This window comes from Cupriavidus oxalaticus (assembly GCF_038900635.1).
Taxonomy (GTDB): Bacteria; Pseudomonadota; Gammaproteobacteria; order Burkholderiales; family Burkholderiaceae; genus Cupriavidus; species Cupriavidus oxalaticus_B.
The window spans coordinates 340,589-365,182 of sequence record NZ_JAYMRX010000002.1 but is presented as its reverse complement, the minus strand read 5'-3'; the positions used below and the strand labels follow the sequence as shown (position 1 = coordinate 365,182).

Annotated in this window: 20 protein-coding genes; 11 read left to right on the top strand and 9 right to left on the bottom strand. The window is 68.4% G+C overall.

The genetic code is table 11. The annotated features are described in order from the left end of the window. Positions 1-41 precede the first annotated feature (41 nt). A complete protein-coding gene (locus VSR71_RS05805) occupies positions 42-665 on the top strand; it encodes an FMN-binding negative transcriptional regulator (RefSeq protein WP_342912957.1) in 624 nt (207 codons plus the stop codon). A 48-nt stretch (positions 666-713) separates the two neighbouring features. On the opposite strand, the gene VSR71_RS05800 is transcribed toward VSR71_RS05805, so the two are convergent. Further along, positions 714-1,736 (bottom strand): class I fructose-bisphosphate aldolase, encoded by a 1,023-nt coding sequence (locus tag VSR71_RS05800; RefSeq protein ID WP_342912956.1) that lies wholly within the window; start codon positions 1,734-1,736, stop codon positions 714-716. 460 nt (positions 1,737-2,196) lie between these two features. On the opposite strand from VSR71_RS05800, the gene VSR71_RS05795 reads away from it, so the two are divergent. The 6 genes from VSR71_RS05795 to VSR71_RS05770 all read left to right on the top strand — a co-directional run bounded on the left by VSR71_RS05795 (position 2,197) and on the right by VSR71_RS05770 (position 8,201). Next, the gene (locus VSR71_RS05795) at positions 2,197-2,688 is read left to right on the top strand and encodes a DNA-binding response regulator (RefSeq protein ID WP_342912955.1); all 492 of its coding nucleotides are present in this window, start codon (positions 2,197-2,199) and stop codon (positions 2,686-2,688) included. A gap of 271 nt (positions 2,689-2,959) precedes the next feature. Continuing rightward, positions 2,960-3,913 carry a hypothetical protein gene (locus VSR71_RS05790; protein WP_342912954.1) on the top strand — a complete coding sequence of 318 codons (954 nt, stop codon included), beginning with the start codon at positions 2,960-2,962 and terminating at the stop codon, positions 3,911-3,913. Next, positions 3,910-4,794 (top strand): ThiF family adenylyltransferase, encoded by an 885-nt coding sequence (locus tag VSR71_RS05785; protein WP_342912953.1) that lies wholly within the window; start codon positions 3,910-3,912, stop codon positions 4,792-4,794. Before VSR71_RS05790 ends, VSR71_RS05785 begins: the two co-directional genes overlap by 4 nt. Next, positions 4,787-6,022 (top strand): hypothetical protein, encoded by a 1,236-nt coding sequence (locus tag VSR71_RS05780; protein WP_342912952.1) that lies wholly within the window; start codon positions 4,787-4,789, stop codon positions 6,020-6,022. Before VSR71_RS05785 ends, VSR71_RS05780 begins: the two co-directional genes overlap by 8 nt. Beyond that, the gene (locus VSR71_RS05775; protein ID WP_342912951.1) at positions 6,019-7,182 is read left to right on the top strand and encodes a GNAT family N-acetyltransferase; all 1,164 of its coding nucleotides are present in this window, start codon (positions 6,019-6,021) and stop codon (positions 7,180-7,182) included. Before VSR71_RS05780 ends, VSR71_RS05775 begins: the two co-directional genes overlap by 4 nt. Positions 7,183-7,184: 2 nt before the next feature. Then, positions 7,185-8,201 (top strand): hypothetical protein, encoded by a 1,017-nt coding sequence (locus tag VSR71_RS05770; protein WP_342912950.1) that lies wholly within the window; start codon positions 7,185-7,187, stop codon positions 8,199-8,201. Here VSR71_RS05770 and VSR71_RS05765 read toward each other — a convergent pair. The 6 genes from VSR71_RS05765 to pgaA form a co-directional block, all read right to left on the bottom strand. Beyond that, the gene (locus VSR71_RS05765) at positions 8,198-9,841 is read right to left on the bottom strand and encodes a hypothetical protein (RefSeq protein WP_342912949.1); all 1,644 of its coding nucleotides are present in this window, start codon (positions 9,839-9,841) and stop codon (positions 8,198-8,200) included. The two genes, VSR71_RS05770 and VSR71_RS05765, sit on opposite strands and share 4 nt — an antisense overlap. Before the next feature lie 118 nt (positions 9,842-9,959). Beyond that, positions 9,960-11,279: an oxalate/formate MFS antiporter gene (gene oxlT, locus VSR71_RS05760; RefSeq protein WP_342912948.1), complete on the bottom strand. Its 1,320-nt coding sequence runs from the start codon at positions 11,277-11,279 to the stop codon at positions 9,960-9,962. A gap of 829 nt (positions 11,280-12,108) precedes the next feature. Further along, positions 12,109-12,603, bottom strand: a complete 495-nt coding sequence (gene pgaD / locus VSR71_RS05755) for a poly-beta-1,6-N-acetyl-D-glucosamine biosynthesis protein PgaD (protein WP_342912947.1) — start codon at positions 12,601-12,603, stop codon at positions 12,109-12,111. Then, positions 12,600-13,937, bottom strand: a complete 1,338-nt coding sequence (gene pgaC / locus VSR71_RS05750) for a poly-beta-1,6-N-acetyl-D-glucosamine synthase (protein WP_342912946.1) — start codon at positions 13,935-13,937, stop codon at positions 12,600-12,602. Before pgaC ends, pgaD begins: the two co-directional genes overlap by 4 nt. Next, positions 13,934-15,952, bottom strand: a complete 2,019-nt coding sequence (gene pgaB, locus VSR71_RS05745) for a poly-beta-1,6-N-acetyl-D-glucosamine N-deacetylase PgaB (protein WP_342912945.1) — start codon at positions 15,950-15,952, stop codon at positions 13,934-13,936. Before pgaB ends, pgaC begins: the two co-directional genes overlap by 4 nt. Positions 15,953-15,975: 23 nt before the next feature. After that, positions 15,976-18,528, bottom strand: coding sequence for a poly-beta-1,6 N-acetyl-D-glucosamine export porin PgaA (pgaA, locus tag VSR71_RS05740; RefSeq protein ID WP_342912944.1), 2,553 nt, complete (start codon positions 18,526-18,528; stop codon positions 15,976-15,978). Between the two features lie 912 nt (positions 18,529-19,440). On the opposite strand from pgaA, the gene VSR71_RS05735 reads away from it, so the two are divergent. Together VSR71_RS05735 and VSR71_RS05730 are read left to right on the top strand one after the other, a co-directional pair. Beyond that, positions 19,441-20,133, top strand: a complete 693-nt coding sequence (locus VSR71_RS05735) for a cytochrome c biogenesis CcdA family protein (RefSeq protein ID WP_342912943.1) — start codon at positions 19,441-19,443, stop codon at positions 20,131-20,133. Positions 20,134-20,193: 60 nt separating this feature from the next. Then, entirely contained in the window at positions 20,194-20,724 is a 531-nt protein-coding gene (locus tag VSR71_RS05730) for a thioredoxin family protein (protein WP_342912942.1), read from the top strand. A gap of 28 nt (positions 20,725-20,752) precedes the next feature. Here the strand turns inward: VSR71_RS05730 and VSR71_RS05725 are convergent, their stop codons facing one another. Then, positions 20,753-21,256 (bottom strand): M23 family metallopeptidase, encoded by a 504-nt coding sequence (locus VSR71_RS05725; protein WP_342913126.1) that lies wholly within the window; start codon positions 21,254-21,256, stop codon positions 20,753-20,755. A gap of 299 nt (positions 21,257-21,555) precedes the next feature. On the opposite strand from VSR71_RS05725, the gene VSR71_RS05720 reads away from it, so the two are divergent. Next, the gene (locus VSR71_RS05720) at positions 21,556-21,879 is read left to right on the top strand and encodes a zf-TFIIB domain-containing protein (protein WP_342912941.1); all 324 of its coding nucleotides are present in this window, start codon (positions 21,556-21,558) and stop codon (positions 21,877-21,879) included. Positions 21,880-21,936: 57 nt separating this feature from the next. Here the strand turns inward: VSR71_RS05720 and VSR71_RS05715 are convergent, their stop codons facing one another. Next, positions 21,937-23,571: a hypothetical protein gene (locus VSR71_RS05715; protein ID WP_342912940.1), complete on the bottom strand. Its 1,635-nt coding sequence runs from the start codon at positions 23,569-23,571 to the stop codon at positions 21,937-21,939. Between the two features lie 168 nt (positions 23,572-23,739). Here VSR71_RS05715 and blaOXA point away from each other — a divergent pair, with 168 nt between their 5' ends. Then, positions 23,740-24,591: an OXA-1206 family carbapenem-hydrolyzing class D beta-lactamase gene (blaOXA, locus tag VSR71_RS05710; protein WP_342912939.1), complete on the top strand. Its 852-nt coding sequence runs from the start codon at positions 23,740-23,742 to the stop codon at positions 24,589-24,591. Positions 24,592-24,594 lie beyond the last annotated feature (3 nt).

The window sequence follows — 24,594 nt, the reverse complement described above, 5'->3', positions numbered from 1 at the left end:
ACAGGCGACAGTAGCTACGACGCCAAGCCCCCATTCGCACCATGTATATCCCCGCCCACTTCGCCGAAACCCGCCCCGAGGAACTTGCGCGCATCATCCGCGCGCACCCGCTTGGCATGCTGGTCACCCAGGCAGACGGCACGCTGGATGCCGACCACATTCCGTTCGAGTTCGACACCGACGCGGGATCGCACGGCGTGCTCAGCGCCCACGTGGCGCGCGCCAACCCCATGTGGCAGCGCTGCCCCGCCGGCACTCCGGTCATGGTCGTCTTTCGCGGCGCCGAGGCCTATATCTCGCCAAACTGGTACCCGAGCAAGCACGAGACGCACCGCCTGGTGCCGACCTGGAACTACGAGGTGGTACACGCGCACGGCACGCTCACCGTGCATGATGACGAACGCTTCGTCCGGCGCATCGTCGCGCGCCTGACGCGCCGGCATGAAGCGGACGAACCCCGGCCGTGGAAGATGGGCGATTCCACGCCCGAATTCATCGACGGCATGCTGCGCAATATCATCGGCATCGAGATCGCCGTCACGTCGCTGCAGGGCAAGGTCAAGCTGAGCCAGAACCGGGAAGCGCGCGACCGGCTCGGTGCCGCGGAATCGCTCGAAGCGCGGGGACACGCAGACCTCGCGCAGTCCATGCGTCGTGCCGGCTAAGGCAAGCGCATCGGACATGCCGTGTGCCGTGCCGGCGCGTCGCAGCGATCAGGCCACAGCGCTCTCCATCGCCGCCTCGTATTGCCCCAGGCACGCCATGGCATTGAGCCGCGAGCGCTGCAGCAGCGCCCGTTGCGCCAGCGCGGCATTGGCTGGCTCGCCGCGCCACGCCAGCAATGGCGGCTCCTGCAAGGCGCGTCCATAGGAGAAGCTCAGCCGCCAGGGCAGCGGGCCCAGCCGGTTCATCGCGTCGAGATTGGCGGTGGCCTCGGCAGGCGTCTGGCCGCCGGACAGGAAAAAAATACCTGGCACCGCGGCGGGCACGGTGCGCCTGAGGACCTGTACGGTCTGCACGGCAACCTCTGCAGGCGCCGCCTGCCCGGCATCCTTGCCGGGAAGCACCATGCTGGGTTTCAGCAGCATGTGCTCGAACACCACCGCATGCCGCTGCAAGGCGTCGAACACCTCATGCAGCACGGCTTCGGTGACTTCCGCGCAGCGCCCCATGGTGTGCGCGCCGTCCATCAGCACCTCGGGTTCGACGATGGGCACGATCCCCGCCTCCTGGCAGATCGCGGCATAGCGCGCCAGCGCTTCGGCATTGGCGTGAATGGCAAGCCGGCCGGGCAGCTTGTCGGACACGTTGTAGACGGCGCGCCATTTGGCAAAGCGCGCGCCCTGCTGGCGATAGCCGGCAAGCCGTTTTGCCAGTCCGTCGAGGCCCTCGGTGATTTCATCCCCGGGAGCGTGCGCCAGCGCGAGCTTGCCCTTGTCCACCTTGATGCCGGGCACGATGCCCTGGCGGGCGGCCAGGTCCGACAGCGGCGTGCCATCGTCGGCCCGCTGGCCGAGTGTTTCCTCGTACAGGATCACGCCGCTGATGAACTCGGCAAGGCCCGGCGCGGACAGGAGCAGGTTGCGCCACGCCCGGCGGCTCTCCTCGCTGGAGGCCACGCCGATGCGGTCGAACCGCTTGGCGATGGTCGGCCCGCTTTCGTCGGCGGCCAGCAGGCCTTTGGCGCCCTGCACCATGGCGTCGACGGTGGCTTGCAGATCGCTTCGTGTGTCCATGACGTTGCTCCGCGAGGTGGGTATAGCAACAGCATTGGCGCGTGGGTGCGAATTCGCAAGCGCCGGGCGTGCGGGTCGTCGCGGAAGGGGAACGGGACAATGCGATGGCACTACGGGCGCTTCCGGATCGCTTCGGTGACACCAGCGCAAGCCGGCAAGCTGGCGTCGGACATGTACACAGGACAGGATGTACCGTCTTGCGCCCGAGCGGCCGGCGCCCCGGAACACGTTACGTAACGCGTAACGCCGCCCGGTCCTGCGCAGCCGCCCGCCAGCACCTCCTGCTCGGCCGGCTCGTCCCCGCAAACTCTTGTCCCGCCCCGTTCTCCGCGCGATTCAACGCGGCCCGGCATGCCATCCGCTGCGCTGGCACCGGACTTGCTGATCACTTTCCGGAGCGCTGGTCACGATGCCTGCGCCGGCGGACGGGGAAGCAGAACGAGACCGGGGAGAAGCAACGATGTGGACAACGCGCGGAGCGTCAGCCTGGGACCAGGCAATTGGGCGCAGCCCTGAAGCGAATGCCGTGGTGATCGACGACATGCCGGTCTACCGGCACGGCGTCATGCACTTGCTGGGCGGCATGCCCGGCGTCGGCCGCGTTGAACTGGTCGAACCGCAGGCGCTCGCCACCCGCGGCGCGCGCCTGCCCGCGCCGGCCCTGCTGGTGTTCGGCATGCCGCAGGAACTGGCCGAGGGCTGGCACCTGCTGCGGCAGGCCAGCGTTGTGCTCAAGCCCCGGCGCCTGCTGCTGGTCACCGAGAACATGTGGCTGCGCCTGCCGCCGGGACTGGACGGACGCTTTGCGCGCTGCCTGCCGCGCTCGGCGTCGCTGGTCACCGTCGAACAGGAAGTCCGTGCACTGCTGGGGCTGGCCAGCTGCGCCGAAGCGCCGCCGTTGCAGGACGGTGCGCCGGTGGGGTTCCGGCGGCCGTTTCACGCCATGGCGTGAGACTGGCGGCCGGCGAGTGGCGAACGTCCGTGCCGGCCGCCTTGCCTGAAGTCCTCGGCTGACAGGCCGGGTTCGGCCCGGCGCCGGTCAGACGGGATGCCGAACGGCTGTGCTGCGAGGCAGGCGGCATCGCGCCCTCCCCCTCATGTGGCTCTGCGGCGCGCCGGCGAATTGCGTACCGGCCCCGATCTTGTATATGCTGCGCCCTGCACCTCCATTTCCGGGAATTTCCTGGACCGCTTACCTCAGCACAAGGATCGGGCAGGCCTGCATGTTCCAAGTCATCCGTCGAATCCGCCAGCGGCTGCGCTACCTGGACCTGACCCTGAACGCCAGCCGCAGCGTGCGCATCCGGGTGGTCGAGCGGCCCGGGCTGTGGATGGACAGTGCCCGCCTCGACGCCATGCTGGCCGAGATGCGCGGCGTGGTGCAGCGGGGCATCGGCAAGGATCTCGACTACGGCGTGCTGTCCGGCGATCCCGAGCGGCTGCGCCGCGCCGTGGTCACGCTGCTCTACGACCGCGACAGCGGCCATCCCATCGCCTTCAACGCGCTGTCGATCATGCCGATCGAGGTCAGGGGGCGGCCGGTCGACGCCATCCACCTCGGGCTGGTGATGGTCGACCCCGGCTATCGCACGCAGGGGCTTTCGTGGGTGCTGTACGGGCTGACCTGCATCCTGCTGTTCTTCCGCCGCGGCCTGCGCCCGATCTGGATCAGCAACGTGACCCAGGTGCCGGCGATCATCGGCAAGGTGGCCGAAGTCTTCGTCACGGCGTATCCCAATCCGTTCGCGCCGTCGCGGCGCAGCTTCGAGCACCTGAGCGTGGCGCGCGAAATCATGAAATCGCACCGCCATGTCTTCGGCGTCGACAAGGATGCGGGCTTCGACGAGGCCCGCTTTGTCATCACCGATGCCTACCGCGGCGGCTCGGACAACCTCAAGAAGACCTTCGACGCGGCGCCCAAGCACCGCGACGAGCGCGTCAACGCGCTGTGCCGGCGCGAACTCGACTACCAGCGCGGCGACGACTTCCTGCAGGTCGCGCGGCTGGACCTGGCCAGCGCGCGCAAGTACCTGCTGCGCGAAGTCCCGCGCGACTCGCTGCCGGCGATCCTGTCGCAGGTGGCATTCCTGGCGCTGGGCCGCATCGTCCTGCCGCTGGTGCACTGGCTGAATCCGCGCGAGCCGATGGGAGACCTGCGCGCAAGGAACCACGCATGACCGCATCCCCTGCCTTTTCCTACGAAGAATTCACCACCCGCAATATCGGCTTCGTGACCGAGGGCGAGCAGCAGCGGCTGCGCGACGCGCGCATCCTGGTCTGCGGCGTCGGCGGCATGGGCGGCGCCTGCCTGCAGGCGCTGGCGCGCATGGGCATCGGCGGCTTCGCGCTGGCCGACTTCGACGTGTTCGAAGTGTCCAACATGAACCGGCAGGTGTTTGCGAGCCTGGCCACGGTCGGCGTCGGCAAGGTCGAGGCCACCGTCGCGCAGCTGCGCCAGGTCAACCCGTCGCTGCATATCGAGACGCTGGGCCAGGACTGGCCGGGGCGGCTCGACGACCTGCTGGCGCGCTACCCGATCGTGGTCAACGGCATGGACGACATGGCCGCCGGCATCGCGCTCTACCGCAAGGCGCGCGAGCATGGCGCCACCGTCATCGATGCCTATACCGCGCCGCTGCCCTCGGTCACCGTGGTGCGGCCGCACGACCCGCGCCCGGAAACGCGCCTGGGTTACCCGACCGCCGGCATGGACTGGCAGGCGCTGACCCCGGAGATCCGGCAGGCCTGCCTGGGCAAGGAGCTGGAGTACGTCATGGTTCATTCCAGCTCGGCCCGGCATGTCGATCTTTCGATTGCGAAGGACCTGCTTTCCGGCAAGCGCAAGCGCATGTCGTTCGCGCCGATGGTGATCACCACCGGCAACCTGATGGCCTTCGAGGCAGCCAAGCTGGTGCTGGACCGGCCGCGGCTGGCGGATGCGCGCGGCTATTTCTTCAACCCGTGGACCATGCGCGTCGAAACGCCGCGCAACGCGCTGGCCGCGTGGCTGATGCGCGCCGCGGTCCGGCGCTTCATGGCGAGGCTGCTCCGTGATTAACGCGCTGGCCAGCGATGTCACCGTAACCTGGCTGGGCGCGCTGGGCTGCGGCCTCTACCTGCATTTCCTGTGGACGCGCCGCGAAGCCGGCACCGGCACCGGGCTGTTCCTGTTCGGCGTACTGACGGCATTGCTGGCGGTGCGGGGCTTTGCCTGGCTGCTCGGCGGACCGCTGCTCGGCCGGCTGGTGTTCGCCGCGGCCACGCTGCTGCCGATCGCGACCACGCTGTTCGCCGAACAGCTGCTGCGGCGCCATCATCCGCTGTGGCTGAAACTGCTGGCGCTCGGTGTATCGGTGATGTTCTTCGCCATCAACCTCGTTGCCGACCTGTCCACCAACGTGCCGCTGCTGCTCGCCTTCCTGGCCTGCTATGCGCTCGTTACCGCGAGCAATGGCTGGTTCCTGCTCTGGCTGCGCGATGCCGACCTGTCCAGCAATGAAGAGCGGCTGGCGCGCGCGGTGGTCGTGGTGGTGGCGCTGGCCGTGCCGCTGGCGGCAACGGATTTCCGCGAGGAACTCGGGCATGTGCCGGTCCGGCTGGGCGCGCTCGGGGCGCTGGCCTTCGTCTACGTGCTGCTGAACCTGTCGGATTCTCAGCGCGTGGTGCGCGGGTTGCTGGCGCATATTGCCGCGGCACTGGTCTTTGCGGTGGTCCTTGCCGGGGCCATGGCGCTGGCTTCGCACGGCCCGGGCCAGGGATTCGTGCAAGCCTGCCTGCGTGGCATGCCGGTGGCGCTGGCGTGGGTGTTGCTGACCGCCATCTTTGTCCGCATCCGCGCCGTGTCGCTGGCGGGCGATGGCAACGCCTTCCTGCGCTGGCTGCTCCATGCCCGGCTCGATACCCCGGACGGCTTCCTCCATTCGCTGCGGCGCCTGCCGCAGACGGCCGACCACGTGGTGCTGGGCGACGCCGAGCTGGCTGGCTATGCGCTGGGCGAGCTGTTCGCGCTGGCCGGCAAGCGGCGCGAGCCGGTGTCGATCGGCGATGCCAGGGCGTGGGCCCGGCAGCCCCAAGGCGGCGGCACTGGCAGCGGCATTGAAGCCGCGGAGCAACTGATCGACCTGATGGAGCGCCACGAAATGACCCACGCCCTGCTGATCGCACGGCAACCCGCCATGGTGGTGTTGCTGAACCTGCCGCAGGGCGCCAATGCCGCCATCGGCGAGCTGCGCGCCGCCGTCATCCTGCGGCTGGCGCGGCACCTGCGCCGGCAGGAGGCCGCATGACCGAGGACATGACCGAGGACATGACCGCCGGCGTGACCGTGGAATTGCGCGAAGGCGATTTCGATGCCTTTTTCGCCGCGCCGTTTGCCTGCTATGGCGACGCTACCCATTTTGTCTCGCCGATGAAGGGCGACCTGGCGCGCGCACTGGATGCGTCGAAGAACCCCTTGTTCCGGCAGTTTGCGCGCCGCACCTGGTACACCGCGCACCGCGACGGCCAAATCGTGGGACGCATCCTGGCCCATGTGCACGATGCCTCGAACCGGCTGTACGGGCAGAAGCGCGGGTATTTCGGCCTGTTCGACTGCATCGACGACATTGCCGTCGCGCGTGCGCTGCTCGATGCCGCCGCCGGGTGGGCCAGCCGGCACGGCTGCGACGAGCTGGCGGGCAGCTTCAACCTGACCATCACGCAGATGATCGGCATCGTCACCGATGGCTTCGGGCACGCGCCGTACACCTACCAGGAATACACGCCGCCGCACATTGCCCGGCTGCTCGAAGCCTGCGGCTTTGAGCGCTTCTTCCCGATGCGCACCTTCGAGATGGACGTGCGCGGCTACGATGCCGAACAGTTGCTCGGCGAGCGGCAGCGTGCGCTGGCCAGCGATCCGGACTGGCAATTCAAGCCGATCCGCCGCCGCGGCTTTGAAGGTCGCCTGCGCGAGGCGTGCGCCGTGCTGAACGATGGCTTTGCCGCCAACCCGATGTTCGTGCCGCTGACGGATGCGGAATTCCTCTACCCCTGCGACGGCATGATGTGGATCATCGACGAGCGGCTGTCGTACACCGCGTACTACCGCGGCGAGCCGGCCGGCGTGCTGCTGTGCGTGCCGGACCTCAACCCCTTCCTGCGCGCCACCGGCTTCCGGCTGAAATGGTCGACGCTGTGGCACTTGCTGCGGTTCCGCGCCAGCCGCAAGCGCGCGGCGGTCATCTTTTTCTCGGTACGCCAGGCGTTTCACGGCCAGGGCGTCAACGGCGTGCTGCTGCATCGCCTGCTGACGGCGATGCGCGGTGCCGGCTATTCGCACCTGGGCATCAGCTGGGTGTCCGATACGAATGGCGCAAGCCTGCGGCAGATGGAAAAGCTCGGCGCCACCGAACTGCACCGCCTGCACCTGTTCCGCAGGGCGCTGGCGCCGGAAAACGGCAACTGACGATGCTGACACCAGACCAGCAACTGGCCATGATCGCGCAGGCCGCGCGCGCCCCGAGCGCCCACAATATCCAGCCTGCCCGCTGGCACTTTGCCGGCGAGCGCATCCTGCTGCTGGAGGATCCCGCGCGCTGGCTATCCGTGGGCGACCCGACCGGCCGGGATAACCGGATCGCACTGGGCATGGCGTGGGAGGGCATGGCGCTGGCCTTGTCGACCATCGGCTTTTCGCTTTCGTCGCCGGAGGTCGCGGTACTGCCCTACCCGCCCGCGGCTGCCGGCTCGCGGATTGCGGCCACAGGCCGGCTCCGGGCAGGTGCCAGCGCAGACCCGCTGGCTGCTGCGCCCGAGCAACGCCGCGCCTGGCGCGGCCCGTTCGCCCGCGCCGACGCCGCGCAGCTCGCGGCCATGGACCAGTGCATCGCCGCGCATGCCCCGGTTGCCATGGCGGCGGAGCCAGCCAGCACGGCGCAGATCGCCAGCTGGCATGACGATGCCGCCGCAGCCGCCTTCCACGACCCCGCCTTCGCACGCGAGCTTTACCACTGGATGCGGCTGTCCCCTCGCGCCGCTGGCTGGACCCGCGACGGACTGTCCGCCGAGTGCATGGCGCTGTCGCGCTGGGAAGCGATGGCAGCGTCGGTCGCGCTGCGACCGACGGTGGTGCGCATGCTGGCGGCGCTGTCGCTGACCGGCTTGCTGGCCGCGGAAGCCGCCAAGGTCAACAGCGCCGCCCGGATCGTGCTGATCCACGCCGAGCGCGACGTGACAGATTTCGAGGTCGGGCGCCGCTGGTACCGGTTCTGGCTGGACATGGCCGCCCGCGGCTGCGCCGGCGTGCCGATGTCGGCCCTGTCCGATTCGCCGCGCCACGCCGCATTGCTGACGGGCCGCCAGGCGCTTCCGGCGGGCCACCGGCTGGTCAACGTGATGCGTTTCGGCCCGATGCCGGACGCAGCGATTCCCCGCAGCGCGAGGCTGCCGGCGGCGGAGCTGCTGCACGCGGACGCCCCGCGCTAGAGCAGCTTCAGGAATTCCAGCAGCGCATCCCTGTCGCTGTCCGACAGGGCGGTGAACTCCCGCTCATGGCCCCGGTTGTCCCGCCCCGGCGTCGCGGTGTCATAGAGCACCGGGCTCGACCACGGCCGGTAGTCCGGCGGATAAACCCACGTTCCTTGCGCATCGGGCCGCCCGGCGATCCCCACCCTGGCGTAGTCCAGCGCATGGCCGCCCACCCAGAACCGGCGCGGCCGCGCCTCCGGATGCATCAGGTGCCACAGCGTGGGCACCGAGCCGTTGTGCAGGTAAGGCGCCGTCGCCCATAGGCCCGACAGCACCGGCGCCACATAGCCGCCGGTGTTGGCCGCATCGATATGCTTGCCCAGCGCAGAACGCCCGATGGCCTGCAGCAGGCTGGCATCGATCGCCTGCCAGCGCGTGGCATCGGTGCCGAGCTCCGCCTGCGCCACCAGTCGGTTGGGATAGCTGACCAGCCGGGGCCGCGCCGTGTCCTGGCTGTAGCTGCCATGGCACTGCGCGCATTGCGCCGCGTAGACGCCGGCGCCGCGCGCCGCGCGGACCCGGTCGACCGGACCGGGAAACGGCGGTGGCGTGTAGCCCGCCATGAACCGCATCACGTCCTCCACCTGCGGAATGGCGCGGCTGGCGCGATCCGGCGGCATCCCCATGGTCGGCACGGTAAAGAAGGCCACGATATGCGCCAGCCGCCCGGGATCACTGGCGGCATCCGAGACCACCGGCGCGAAGCGCGCCGCGCCCTTGTTGGTATAGACCCCGTCATAGAGCAGCGACGAACGCAAGCGCCGGTCGCCCAGTTCCGGGATCGAGGTCGAGCCGCTCGCGCCCGCCCCGGCAGAGAGCAGATGGAACTGGAACTTCAGCGCCGCCACGCCATTGGTGCTGCCGGCCGCGCCATTGCTGAACGGCAGCGGCGCATCGCCGCTGGCCGCGAGTTCGTCGATCCGCCTGACCAGCCGCGGCCAGACGAACTTGCGGATGGTCGCCAGCTCGTCCGTTGAGGTATCGGGATACAGCCGCGGAATGGCCGCCAGCAGCCTGTCGGGGTCGGACTTGAGCCGCTTGACCGCGTGGTACACCGCGTTGACGAAGCCATCGAGATTGAGCGAGGTATTGGGCAAGCCCAGCCACACCTTGCCGCTCGGCTGGCCGTCCTTGCCGTAGGTCACGCCCGCATGGCACGCCGCGCACCCGAGGTTCGAGACTTCCAGCCGGATCCTGGGCAGGTCACGGCCGACAGTGCCGCTGACGATGCCGAGCGGCTTGTCGAAGCGCGGCTGCTGCGCATGCGGCCAGTTCAGGATGCCGTCGGGGTAGATAAACCCGAACTCCCGCAGCGCGCGCCGCAATGCCTCCGGCGCGGGGGCCGCATCCGGCGCGTTGGCCAGTACCAGCGCGGTGGTGGCCAGCTTCCATGGCAGTGCGTTGGTTTCGAGCGTATCAGTGCTCAGGCCGCCGAAGTCGTCGAATACGAAGCGGGCCGCGCCGATCTGCGCTGGCGTGCCACTGCCGGCAAACTCCCGCATGGCCGAGGACTCGCCATCGGCATAGCCGCGCAGGAAATCGCAGCCAGCGAGTGTGGACAGCAGCAGCCCTGTGGTGATTGCGCGTGCGAGAGGCATCGTCGTTGCCCGAGGATCGAGCCTCGCATTCTAGTCCGTCGGAACAAAAAAAGCGGGCTTCCTAAGAAGCCCGCCCAGTCTGCTACCAGTGGATCGGTCTATCTGATTCGCTGCACGGTTACGCTGCCACCTGCGCGCCGGCTGCGGCAGATTCCTTCGCGAACTGCTGCCTCGAGGTCGCGACGTGCGAGGCCAGCACCGGCCGCAGCACCGCGATTGCCAGGCACGCCGCGGTCAGGTCCATCACCGCTACCGTGTAGAGCACCGTCGACCACGTGCCGGTGGCTTCCATCAGCAGGTTGCCGATCGGCACGAACAGTGCGCCGATGCCCTTGGCGGTGTACAGCACGCCGTAGATCTTGCCGATGTGCTTGGTGCCGAAGGCATCGCCCGCCAGTGCCGAGAACAGCGAGTAGACTTCGCCCCAGGCCAGGAACACCACGCCGGACAGGATCAGGAAGGCGTAGGGGTTGCTGCCGAAGTAGCCCAGCGCGATGATGCCCAGGCCTTCCAGCGTGAAGGCGATCACCATCGTCTTCTCGCGGCCGATGTTGTCCGAGATCCAGCCGAACAGCGGACGCGAGATACCGTTCATGATGCGGTCAAGCATCAGGGCGAGCGGCAATGCAGCCATCACGAAGAAGTGCAGGTCAACCTTGAACTCCTTCACGCCAAGGTCCTTGGCGATGACGCCGAGCTGGGCCACGGCCATCATACCGCCGGTAACCACCAGCACGAACATCACCAGCATCAGCCAGAACAGCTTGGTGCACAGCGCTTCCTTGAGGGTGTAGTCGCGCGTGGCCTGGGCCAGCTTCTTCGAGCCACGCACCTCGCCGGTCTTGGGCGAGCGCAGGAACCACGCCGCGACAAAGGCCAGCGACCCTTGCAGCAGGCCGAAGAACAGGAAGGTGTGCTGGAAGCCCTGCGACTCGATCATCGCCGCGATCGGCAGGATGGTCGCCGCCGAGCCCGCGCCGTAGCCGCCGGCGGTCAGGCCGACCGCGAGGCCGCGGCGGTCCGGGAACCACTTGAGCGCGTTGTTGATGCAAGTCGCGTAGATGGAGCCTACGCCCAGGCCACCGACCGCGGCGCCGACATAGAAGCCCATCAGCGTGGTCGCCTGCGAGTTGATGCACCACGCCGCGCCGATAAAGAGCGCGCCGAAGGCCACCATCATGCGCGGCCCGAACTTGTCGATGAAGTAGCCCTCGATCGGCGCCAGCCAGGTCTGCACCAGCACGAACACGGTAAAGGCAATCTGGATGCTGGCGCGTGACCAGCCGTAAGTTTCCTGGATTTCCGGCACGAACAGCGTCCAGGCGTACTGGATGTTCGCGGTGGCGATCATGCAGACCACACCGACGATCAACTGGATCCAGCGCTTGGACTCCGAAGACTGATTGGGGTGCAGGGCCCCTGCCGTTGCGTTACTCATAGCGCGCTCCTTGAACCGTGTGTTTCGGGAAATCCGTGGGGATGGACGAAGGTGGGGACGCCATGCGCGTCAGCTTGCAGGTGGCTCCTGGCATTATGTGTCTCCTGTGTCGTGGGCATTAACTGCCTTTTATTGCGACGCCGTATCGACGTCTCCCGCACTCACCTGTTTTCAAAACTACGAGATGCGATGGGATACACAGTATGTGATATATCAAGGAAGTACAAGACGAACCAGCGGCAGGGTTTTCACTAGCCCGTCGATTAATGAGGAATATGGCTGGAAGACCGGATTCAGGATATTCACGCATCAGTGAGGAAGACGCATGAATAAGTGCGTCATATTCCTTAAATCCAATGCTGGCGCGGCTTTGAGGGAAGTGTTGACGACTTGGACAAAAGCATGTCAAATGCTGACCAATCCCGAAACATTGCGATTTTGTAATGTTCCGGGAAAAATCAGGGTTTTCACCGAACAAAATCAGAAGGCGGTGAAATAAGACTCCCGATTAATATCGATCAAGAATAATCAAGAATAAAAAAAAGCCCGCAGGCGTCCCGGCGGGCGGAGTCATGCTGCGGGACATCAGCCGCAGCATGTCCCGTATTTATAAGCGATTATCCGGAGCAAATAAACAAGGCCGCGACTAGTGGATTACCCGTTGTGCGTGTCCGATGGCACGAAGCCGTCCCCCGCTGCCCCGAAGCCAGGTCCGCGCCGCCGGGCGCAGCATGCCACTGGCAAGCGGTGCCGCTACCGCCCCCCAAAGCAGCGCGGCGGCCGAGTGTGGGCCTTTGGCGCCCCCGGACAAGCGCTACCAGCTACCCGATCACGCCGGACAAGCTCCTGCCGAAGCTGCCACGGCAGCCTTGACCGGCGCGACAGTCCATTCGTAACCCAGCAGCACGCCGGCGATGCCGCCGTCGTGGTCGTGATCGATAACCGCCACCTTGGCCCGCTGCAGCGCATCGACGCGCTGTCCCGGCAGGCCGAAGCTGGCAACCAGCTCGCCGTCGCCCAGCGGCGGCAGCGGCTTGCGGCGGTCCATGCCGGCGAAGCGGATCTGGTTGTACAGCGCCCACAGCAGCAGCACCACGCCGTTGAACACGCCCACCAGCACGTACACCGACAGCGTCCCCATGGTTGGCAACATCGCGGACCAGAACGGCACGTCGGGGCCGGCCGGCGCTTCCAGCAGGATGTCGCGGATGCCGCCGGCGAACAGGTAGAAGAAGCCGATCCACGCCAGCGCGGTCAGCACCGCGTCGAACGCCCGGCGCAGCGGTGCGCGCCGGGTGCGGATGATCATGTTGTCGGGATTCATGACGATTTCATCGATTGGATGCCGCGATCGGGGCTGTCCCAGCGCGCACGCTTGCGCCGGGTCTTGAGCATGACCTTGGGAAAGGCCAGCAGCGTGGTGAACATGCCGACCAGCCAGTACGCCAGCGGGTACCAGATGATCCAGTACAGCGTGCGCCCCAGGCGCGGCTCGTAGCGCCGGTCGATCGCCACGCTGATCATGAACTGCAGGATGCAGACGGCCGCCAGCACCATGCCGGTAAAGCCAGGCGGCATCAGCTTCTGGATGCGGATATGCTCCGGCAGTTCGATGAAATGCCCCAGCGCCCACAGCACGATCGACATGGCAAAGGCGAAGGCCCAGCTCGCCGACAGGCAGTACTCCGCCATCAGCGGCCACAGCCGGCGGTGGCGCCAGATCCAGATCGAGCGCACGTTCTTCATGAACACTTCGGCGCCGCCCTGGGCCCAGCGCAGCCGCTGCTTGAACAGGCCGCGCACGGTCTCGGGCATCAGGATCCAGCACAGCGCGCGCGGCTCGTAGAAGATCGACCAGTGGTCGCGCTGCAGCTTCCAGCTGATGTCGATGTCCTCGGTAATCATGTCGAGGCTCCAGTAGCCGACGCGATCCAGCGCGCGGCGGCGGAACGCGGCGACCACGCCGGACACGGTAAAGACCTGGCCATAGACGCGCTGGGTGCGCTTGATCAGCCCGATGATCGACGAGAACTCGCCGACCTGGATGCGCCCCACCAGCGTCGAGCGCGTGCGGATGCGCGGATTGCCGGTGACCGCGCCCACGCGCGGGTTGGCCACCATTGGCGCGACCAGGTAGGCGGCAGCGTCGGGATCCAGCGCCGCGTCGCCGTCGATGCAGACCAGGTATTCGCCGCGCGCGGCCAGCGCGCCCATGCGCAGTGCCATCGCCTTGCCCTGGTTCTGCGCCAGGTGCACCACGCGCAGCCGTTCATGGCGCTGCGCCAGCGCTTCCAGCACCGCGCCAGTGCCGTCGCGCGAGCCGTCATTGATGGCGATCACCTCGAACTCGGGATAGCGCTGGCCCAGCGCGGCCAGCAGCGTCTCTTCGCCGTTCTGCTCTTCGTTGTAGCAAGGGACCAGGATCGAGATGAACGGTGTGCCGGGCACCTCGGGCGGCATCCGGTTCTCGCCCCACTGCCACTTGCGCTCCCAGTGCAGCCAGAAGTACACGCCGCCGGCCATCCACAAGCCGGACATGAACAGCGGATAGAAGAACACGAAGGCCAGCAGCAGGTCGCCGGTAGCAAGGGCGGCCAGCGCGAACGGCAGCGCCAGCGCGAGGCACAGGATGACCAGGGCAAACAGTCTTTCGATCATGGTGCGGGGTACCAGGCGTTAGACAGCGCCGGGCGGATCACGTCGAGCCGGGGCTGGTTGTTCAGGAAGTCGTCGGGGTAGTAGCCGAAGCTGCGCGCGCCGCGCCGCTGCAGGCGCTGCATCCAGCCGGCCAGCACCTTGCTGTCGACCGGCGTCTCTGGCTTGCGCCAGTCGCGCGCCTGCAGTTCGAACACCGTGCGCCGGAGCGCGCCGGGACGCTGCGCCACCGCGTCGACGATGCGGTCGAGCCACTGGTTCTCCTGGCCGCGCGGCACCTGCTCCATGTACGGCATTGCCATCGGCGCGGTCCAGTCGTACGCGGCCAGGAAGTCGTCGAGGTTCTGCGCGAACCACGCTTCGCTCTCCGGCTGCAGAATGGGCATGGCGAAGATGTTGCGCGCGGTCTTGATCGCCGGCCCGCGGATGGCGCGCACGCGCTGCGTCAGCGCCTGAGTGAAATCGACCAGCGCACGGCTCTTCATGCGGGTCCAGCGCTGCATGGTTTCCGGATCGGCGCGCAGCGCGGCAATGTTGTCCGGCAGCCCGGCCTTGCGGTACGCGGCCAGTGCCGGCGCGCTGGCGTCCTCGAAGTCGCCGAGGATGGCATCGTCGTGGAACAGGATGCCCTCGAAGAACGCGTGGCGCGCCAGGTCTTCATAGACTTCGGTGATGCGCTGGCGCGCCACCGGGTCGAACGGCGACAGGCGGCGGTATTGCCTGGCGTCGACCTCGGCGCGGTTGGCGGCCGGGTCCCAGCGCGCCACGCGCGGCAGCGACGGATCCATGTCGAAGCTCAGCACCGGCATCCAGGCATAGACCTTGACGTTGGTGCGGTTGTCGAGCTGCCATGCCACGCGGTTGAACAGGTCGGCGCGCATTGGCAGCCAGCGGTTCGGGAAGTACACCGACCTGACCAGGCCGTCGCCGTCTTCGTCGGAGAAGGCCTGCAGAAATACCGTGTTGATCTTCAGGTCGTGGATGCGCTGCACCAGCTGGTCGAGGTTGCGGTTGATCTGGGCCGGGTCCGGGTCGTAGACGTAATCCAGGTCGACGTGCGCGACGCGCATGGCGCTGGGCTCTTCCATCGTCGCCACCGACTGCGCGAAGGCGCGCAGGCCGGGATCGTCGGCGAGCAGCATGCGCGCGCCGGACATCAGCCTGTCGACCCTGGCCAGGCCGTCTTCCAGCGTCAGCGCCATCTCGTAGCCGTTCTCGCCGATGATGCGCAGCGCGGTGCCGCCTTCGGCGCCGTACGGCCAGATCCATACGCGCACCGGCTTGCCGGTGACGGCATGGATCTTCCTGGTGATGCGCTGCACGTCGGTGCGCACGCGCGCCTCGTAGGCGGCGTCGGTCTCATAGCGGCCGGTGCCGGCGTCGAAGCCGCGCACCGCAGCGGCCGGCTCGGTATTGCCTTGCGGGTTGGCGTTGATGCCGTAGTGCAAGGCATCCGTGTGCGCGCCGATCTCGACCAGCCCGGAGGCGGAGATCTCACGCAGTTGCTGCCAGGTCAGCAGGCGGTCCCGCGCGGTCGGCGTGCCGCCGAAGTCGACCGGCTGGTCCGCAGGCGTATCGAGCCACGCCCCGACCGGCGCCAGCACCGCGGGCCAGCGATACGCCTTCAGGATCGGCAGCACGCGCGCATGAAAGCTGCGGTAGCCATCATCGAAGGTCAGCAGCACCGCGCGCGCCGGCAAGGGCTTGCCGCCGCCGCGGGCGGCCAATACCTGGTCGACCGAGACCGCCTGGTAGCCGTTCTCGCGCAGCCACGCCAGCTGGCCGATCAGGTGGTCGGTACGCACGCTCAGGTAGGCCTGGTCGGGGTCCTTGTCTTCGACGTCGTGGTAGGCCAGCACCACCAGGTGGTTGTCCGGCCAGGGCTGTTCGGCGGCGGCGAGCGGGCGCTGCGCCGGCGGCGTGAACACCGGGATGTCCTTGGCGCAGCCGGCCAGCAGGCATGCGGCGAGCAGCAGCCAGAGCAGGCGGCGCCAGGCGCGCTGCGGGAATCGTGTCATGGCGGGTTCCGGGTCAGAATCGGTCAGAATCGATAGGTCAGGTCGAACACGATGCGCAGTTCGCGCTCGCGCTGGCCGTCATAGGGCCGGCTGGTGGCGGTGACGGTCGCGCCCACGTCGAACACGTCGTTGGTGCGGTAGCGCTGGCCGTAGCCGAGCAGCAGGATCGCGCCGGTGCCGAAGCCTTGCTGGCTGTACGTGCCGGCGCCGGCCAGGAACTGCTGCTCCCAGGCGGTCTCGTAGCGGCGGTACAGCGTATGCGTGAGCCGGGCCGACGGCAGCACCGTCAGGTCGGCGCGCGGGCTGTAGTACGACACGTCGGTGCGGCTGTTGCGCGAACTCCAAAGGTCCACCAGCAGGTCGGCCTTCAGGTGCGGCGCGGTGTAGACCCGCTGCACGCCGGAGATGCCGCCTTCGAGCCGGTCATTGCCATCGCTGAAGTGCGATGGCGCCACCGTCAGCATCCATTCGCTGGCCTCGCTGGCGCGCCAGCGGCCGTAGACCTGCACGTTGTTGGCATAGACACCGTTGAGCAGCGCCTGCAGCGGCGTGGCGGTTGAGCGCATCGCGGCAGAGGCGCCGATGCGCCAGCGATCGTTCAGGTCATAGTCCACCGCCACCCGGCCGCCCTGGCGCGCGCCATAGCCATACCCGTGCGTGGACAACTCGGCCTCGACGGTCAGGTCGCGCACGCGCCGCTGCACGCCGGCACGGGCCCAGCGGTAGTCGACACGTCCTTCGTCGAAACGGCCGGTGGCAAAGCCCACGCCGCCGAAAGCGCGCCAGTCGTAGTGGATCGGCGGCGTGTACAGCACCGACTCGATGCCGAAATTGCCGTCGCCCACCACCGGGCTGTCGTTGGCCAGGCCGCGATAGCCTTCGATGCGCAGCTCGGCCTTGTTGTGCACGGCCCACTCGCGCGCCAGGCGGCGGGCGGTCAGGTCTTCCGGGAAGCGCGCCAGCGTATCGTCACGCAGCATTTCCGCCTGGCGCCATTCCTGCAGGTCGAGCGCGGCGTGGCCCTGCTGCACTTCCACCGCGAGCGCGCGCGGCGCCAGCGTTTCGGCGGCCTTCAGTTCCTGCTCGGCGGCGCGCGGCCAGCCGCGCGCCAGGTACACATTGGCCAGGCCCGCGCGCAGGCCGGAATGGCCGGGCGCGTTGCGCACCAGGTCTTCCGTGCGCTGCTGGGCCTGCGGAGTGTCGTCGGCCTGCAGGCGCGCGCGCGTGGCGGTCTGCTCGGCGGACAGCCACAGGTCGTTGGGCTGGCGCGTCGGCTGGCCGCGCACCCAGCGCCACTGCGACTGCTCGGCGCGAGCCTCGCTCACGACTTCGCCCGCCGGATCGAAGGCTTCGGCTTCGGCGTTCGCGTAGTACAGGCCGGTCTGGGCCTTCAGGCGCGTTTCAGGGTCAAGGCCGGGCGGGTTGGCTTCGCGTACCTGGCGGAACAGTCCGGCGGCCTGCTCGGGATGGCGCAGGTAGAGATAGGCCGAGGCGACGTCGCCCAGCGCATAGACGGGCACGGCGACACCCTCGGCGCACAGCGCCTCGTAGCCGTCGACCACGTCCTGCATGCGGAAGCGCGCATGCAGCGCGCCGAGGCGGTCGATGCGGGCGCGGCGGTACAGTGCCTGGCTTTGGCCATCCCTGGCGTCCCTGGCGTCCCTGGCGTCTTTCGCGCCCTGCGCCTGCAGCGCGGGCAGCAGCGCGTCGTATCGCGCCAGCGCGCGGTCGGCGATGGCAAAGCGCTCGGCCTCCATCCGCGTGGGCATGTCGGCAAGCCGCACCAGTTCGGCGATGGCGTCCAGTTCCAGCGTCTGGCGGGCCGCGGTGTCGAACAGCGCCGGATGCTCGCCGGCAACGCGCAACGCCGCATCGGGCAGCCGGGCGCGCTGCAGCGCGGCCACGTAGGCGCGCACGGCGTCGGCGCGCCCCGGTGCGCGGGTATAGGCCTGGTCGGCCTCGAACAAGGCCTCGTGCGGTTCGCCTGCGCGGGCCTGCGCATAGGCCAGCGCGAGGCGGCTGTCGACATCGTCCGGCTGCCTGCGCACCAGTGCCTGGCCAGCAGCGACGGCTTCCGCGTGCTGGCCGCTGTCGGCCAGCACGCCGACCTCGCCCAGCGCGAACACCGGCTCGGCGGGGAAACGCTGGCGTCCTTCGCGGTAGCGTGCCAGCGCCTCGTCCCAGCGCTTCTGGTCGCGCAGCGCGCCCGCCGCCGCGGCCAGCACCTGCGGCGGCGCCGTGCGTGCGGCGCCCGCGTGTTCCAGTTCGCCGTAGGCGGCCAGCAATTCGTCGGAACGACCGGCCCAGCCGGCGATGATGATCCGGTCAAACGCCGCGCGCCGGTCCGAGGGAGCGCTGGCCACGCGCTCGCGCAGCATAGCCAGGGCACTGCTGTAGTCGCCGGCGCGGGCGCGCTGGATCAGGGCATCGTATTTGGCGTCAGCGGCATCAGCCTGCGCGGAAGCCGGCAAGCAGCAAAGTGCCGCCGCCAGGCCGGCCGCGAGCCCGGCTGGCATGCGCCGGCGCAAGGCCTTGCGCCGGGCGGGTCCGGTGCCGGCGCACGAAGGTTGCGTCATCAGTGAATCCATGGGATCCGCAGCCTGTCTCTTCTATGCCCGAGCGCCGGCCCGCCTGCTGGAAGCGTGCGCGCGCCTGGGGTCCGTTATCGGCAGATGACATGCGGCACGGAGACACGGAACCCGATCGGGCCTGGCCGCAGGAGAGAGACGGCAGGACAGGCCTACGGGATCCGGCGGGTACCGAGGAACCACGCCGGATGGCCAGCCCGCGATGGGCATGGCGTCGTGCAGACGCTACCGCCGCGGGTGGCGGGGTGCGTTGCCGCAAATCGGGAGAAAGTGTAAGCGCGTTGCCAAAATCAAATCGTGAACATTCGCAAACACATTTACAACTTGCATCGAATTCCCGGTGCGAATTCTGGCGGCCCTCCGCGACTCGGGACATTACCCGTTCGGGGGAAACATTGCACAGCGCACTGGCCGGAGCGCCCCGCCTGGCTTGGCGCTGCGCGGGCCGGCGGACAAAGGCGAGATTCCGTGGCGGCTTTTGTAGGCATATTGGGTAATGTCCTGCATTGACCCTTGCGCGCGAATCTCTTGATTATCTCGGCGGCGCGTACATGCCCCCGATTCCTTAAATCAACCAAATGGCGGATTCAGGGTCGATGAATGCTGCCTTGGCGGCAAACCATTTGCCCGTGCTGACCACTTAGTCGTCGGGGGCCCATTATCAGATTCGGGACGGGACAGCCAATGCTGCGGCCCACCCGCCACTTTGTATCGCACTGTATCTGGCGCGGCACCGGACATGAAATCTTGCATTACGGCCGCTGCACGGAAACAAGCGGGATACGCGCGGGCGATTCAATGCAGCCATCGACCCAACCGGAGCCCGACGATGCCCGCCTGCCTTGCACTGCCTGCCCCCGCCGCGCGGCGCGCCGCGCCACTCCGCCGCAGGAGCCGCCCATGATCGACGCACTGCTTGCCTTCCTCGCCGGCGTTCTGACGATCGCTTCGCCGTGCGTACTGCCGGTGCTGCCGATGCTGCTCGGCGCTTCCCTGGGCAAATCGGACCGCCTGCGTCCGCTGGCGATCGCGCTCGGGTTCGTCACCGCGTTCTCGGCTTTTGGCATTGCCTTCGGCGCGCTGTCCAGCGCCTTTGCCGACGCCCATGGGGTGGTGCGCAACGCCGCCATCCTGTTCCTGCTGGTGACCGGACTGGCGCGGCTGTGGCCCGCCGGGTTCGCGCGGCTGGCCGGGCCGTTCGGCGGCATTGCCGAACGCCTGGCGGACCGGCTCGGCAGCGTGGGCGGCAGCGGCATGGCTGGCGGCTTTGTGCTGGGCATGTCGCTGGGCGTGGTCTGGACCCCTTGCGCGGGGCCGGTGCTGGCGTCAATCCTGGCGCTGGTGGCCAAGGCCCAGGATCTGCAACGCGCCGCCGCGCTGATGGGGATGTATGCCGCGGGCGCGGCCATCCCGATGCTGCTGATCGCCTATGGCGGCCAGTTCGCCACCACCCGTGTGCGCCGGCTGGCGCGCCACACCGAGCGGCTGCAGCAAGGCTTCGGTGCGCTGGTGGTGGTCACGGCGGTCGCCATGTACTTCCAGTACGACACCCTCGCCATCGCGTGGCTGACGTCGCTGGCCCCGCTAACCTGAATTCACTGGCGGAATCTTTTCGCTGAATTTACCCGACTGTCTGACACCGGAGACTGCACCATGCACCGCATCCTGCGCACCCTGCTTGCCGCCACCACCATCTTCGCCGCCACCCACGGCGCTCCCGCTGCCGCCGCGGCGGCGGATTTCGGCAAGGCGCCGGAATTCACCGGCATCGAGAAATGGCTCAACTCCGAACCGCTGACCCTTGCCGGATTGCGCGGCAAGGTCGTGCTGGTCGATTTCTGGACCTTTGACTGCATCAACTGCATCCGCACCCTGCCCCATGTGCGCCAGTGGTACGACAAATACCGCGACAAGGGGCTGGTGGTGGTCGGCGTGCATACGCCCGAGTTCGGCTATGAAAAGTCCACTGCCAACGTCCAGGCCGCGATCAAGCGCTTCGATATCCGCTACCCTGTGGCGCAGGACAACATGTATGCCACCTGGAACGCCTGGCGCAACCAGTACTGGCCGGCGCTGTATCTTGTCGATGCCAGCGGCAATGTCGTCTACAAGCACTTCGGCGAAGGCAACTATGCCCAGACCGAAGCGGCCATCCAGAAGGCCCTGGCCGACGCCAAGCCCTGACCCGTCCGGCGCGCGGCGCGGTGCCCGGCTAGCGGCGCTGCGCGCTGGCCGTCGGGGGCAGCTTCAGCAGCGGATACGGGTTGATCGCGCCTGCGGCGGCATAGATGCCGTAGTGCAGGTGCGGCGGCGTGCCGCGCGCGTTGCCGGTGGTGCCGACGTAGCCGAGCACCGTGCCCGGTGCAACGATATCGCCGGCGCGTATCGCCGCGTAGTCGTCGAGGTGCGCGTAGTAATGCATCTGCCGGCCCGGTCCCATTACCCAGACCACCTTGCCGCCGAGCGAATTGGTGCCGACGCGCGAGACGATGCCTTCCGTGGCCGACAGCACCGGCCGGCCGCGCGGCGCGAAGATGTCGATGCCTTCATGCTTGCGCCCGCCGGAGCGTGCGCCATGCCAGGTATCGCGCAGCGCGCGCGCGGCGACGCCTTGCACTGGGACCGGCAGCGCGGTCGGCGCAGGGCGGGCCGCCAGCCGCGCTGCATAGATGGCGCGTTCCAGCTGGGGCTGCAGCCATGGCCATGCGGCCCACAGGGTCGCCGCCACCACCGCCACCACCGCCAGCCCTGCCAGGCGACCGGGCAGCGGCCTGCGGCGCGGCGCATCGCCGTACCGTGACGATGCGGGCGAGGCAGACGAGGCGGACGGGTCCGGACCCGGTCCGCGATGGGGATCGAATTGAGGCATATCCGCTTCGACGGCGGCGCGGCCGACAAATTCCGCATGCTGCCACGTGGCGTGCACGCCTCCGCGCCGGTGGCTGGTGCAAACCGGCGAACCATTGCCGGGCAGGCTGGTCATACTCGACTTATCGACAGCTACGAGGAGAAGGCATGGATTGTCCGGTGTGCCCGCAAACGCAACTGGTGATGTCCGAGAGACAGGGCATCGAAATCGACTATTGCCCGAAATGCCGCGGCGTATGGCTGGACCGCGGCGAACTCGACAAGATCCTGGAGCGTTCCATCGCCGCCGCACCCGCGGCACCCTCACCCCAGGCCGTGGCGCCGGCAGCGCCGCCCCAGCAGGGCTACGGCGACCGGGACCGTGGCCATGAATGGGGGCGCGCTCGCGACCATGACCGGGACCGCTATCACGACGAACGCCAGCAGAAGCACTATCGCAAGAAGAGCATCTGGCACGAGCTGTTCGACTGAACGGCGGCTGCGCGCAATACCGCGCATCACCATACCCCAGGAACGCCGGCGGCCCCGCTATCCTTTGCGCCGCCGGCGCGCAATCTCCCCCGCTGCGTCGCGCAGTTCCGGCGGCAGCGCGCGGATCTCCGCCGCAAAGAATGCCCGCTCGGCCGCGCGCAGCGCGGGCAACTGCGCGGCCAGCCGCTCCACCGCTGCGCAGGCTTTGGCCGTTGCCCCTTGCTCGTGTGTCAGGTACCAGGCCGACTCCAGCAACAGGTTGGCCAGCTGCAACGGCCCCAGGCTGACATGACCCGCGTCGTGGTCCTCCAGCGCAAAGGCGGCCACGGCAGACCAGCGCACGAAACCTTTGGCCGGAGCAAACGGCGCGTGGAAGGGGCGCAGCGCGTCAATGGCATCGGCTACGGACAGCGGGCGCTGCCGGCGAAACGCAGCCACGCTCTCCCCTCCCTTGCCCGCACCGGCATCGCCGGGCGCATCCGGCCCGCAGCTGCCGCGCGCAATGCGCAACAGGAAGATCGCGTTCCACGCGGTGCCGCCGCCCACCCCGAAGCGGTCGCAGATCCATTCCGACAATCCCAGCCAGCGCATCGCCTGGCGCTGCACCGCGCCGGCATCGAGCGCGCGGGCGGGATCGACCAGACCATGGCGCCAGAACAGCCACAGGCACAGGCCGATATTGGCCGCGGCATGTTGTACGGCGTCGACCGAATCGGCTTCGTAACCGGCTTGCAACGCCGCCGCGAAGGCATCGAGGGCACGTTGCGCCGACAGCGCCGGCGCCACGCCGCCGGCGCTGTCCTTGCCCATCGCACCGGACTTGAACAGCAACCCCTCCAGGTTCAGCACCTCGAAGCGCAGGCGCGGGTTGTAGCGCACCGCCGGGGATAGCTCCGGATCCGCGCGCAGCGCGGCCAGCCCGGCGCTGGCGCCATCGTGGTCGCCGCGCGTATAGCGGGCCCAGGCGCGCACCACGTGCGCCATCGCCGCGAAGGTGGGCATGGCGGCGCCGGGGCTGCCTGCCCGGGACAGCCGGTCAAAACGCGCCAGTGCTGCGCGGCTGTGCTCGAGGCTGCCGCAGCGGCGCCAGGCCAGGCTTTCCTTCAGCAGCGACAGCGCCTGCTGGAACGGATCGCCGGCGCTGCGCTGCGCCGCGCGGAACGCTTCGGCCACGGCGGTGCCGTGCGCGCCGGCATAGCCGTCCTGCGCGCTGCGCATGGCCTGCGTCAGTTCGCTCCAGAAGGCCATGTCGCGCATCACGTAGGCCGCGCCGTCCGGCATGCCGGACACTGGCGCCGCCGCCTCGGCAAAGCCGAGCTGCCGGGCCAGCGCCGCCGGGCCCAGCGTGCGGCCCTGCGCGACGAAGCGCAGTTGCCGGGCCTGCGCCGCCGTCATCCAGAACGGCCCGCGGCTGCGCTGCGCGGGGTTGGCCGTTGCCGGATCGCGTTGCCGGTCCGCGCCCCAGCCCAGCGTCACGCCCCACCGGGCAAAGTCCCCGAAGGCGCGCGATACCAGCATGCGCAGGTTGGCCGCAGCCGGAAAGGCGCTGCGCACGGCAGCCGCTGTCACGTCACCGCCGCTGCGCTGCGCATGCCAGGCGCGCGCCAGCAGCCAGACCGACTGGAAGCGGGCGGGCTCGCCATTGACGCGATAGGGCGCGCAGACGTCGATGCAAAGCAAGGCGGCGGGCATGGGCTGAAGCAGTAGCAGGCTGGGGGTCGGAGGCGGTGCAGCGCCGTCATGTTACGCAAGTTACAGCGTGCGCGGTTGGCGTGCGTGGGACGCTCTCCTATGCTGCGCACCACGGTCCGGGCCCGGATTGCCATCAGAAGATTTCCATCAACCCAATACGCTACTGCCATGCCTATCCGAATCGCCCGTTTGCTGTCCCCGATGGCCGTGGGAATCGCCCTGCTCACTTCCGCCCTGCCCGCCGCCGCCGCACCACAAGCCGCACCACAAACTGCACCGCTCGATGCGGAAGCGCTGTTCCGCCAGGCCGGCACCACCGGCACCATCGTCATCCACGACCTGCGCCGCGATCGCATCCTGACCTACAACGCTGCGCGCGCGGCCACGCCGTACTCGCCTGCGTCGACCTTCAAGATCATGAACTCGCTGATCGGCCTGGACAGCGGCGCCGTGGCCGACATCGACCACGACACGCTGCCGTGGGACGGCAAGGTCTGGCTGGTCGGCGGCAAGGCTGTCCTGCCCGAAGCCTGCAATGCCGACGTGCCGCTGCGCGTGGCCTTCCCCAACTCGTGCGTGCCCGCCTACCAGGCACTGGCGCGACGGGTCGGCAGCTCGGCCTACCAGCGCTACCTGACCGCCTCGCATTACGGCAATGCCGACAGCTCGGGGCCGGTCGACCGCTTCTGGCTCAATGGCAGGCTGCAGATCTCCGCCTACCAGCAGATCGATTTCCTCAAGGGGCTGGTGCAGCGAACGTTGCCGTTCTCGCCGGCCGCGTTCGATGGCGTGGACCGGCTGACGGTGATGGAACGCACCGCAAGCTATACGCTGCACGGCAAGACCGGCTGGGCCGATTCCGCGCAGCCGGCGGTGGGATGGCTGGTGGGATGGGTAGAGCGCGGCGGCGACAACTACCTGTTCGCGCTCAATCTCGACCTGATCAGACCCGAGCACGCCAAGGCGCGGATGGAGATCGCGCGCGCGGCGCTGCGGCAGGCGGGGGCGCTGCCGGATTGAGGG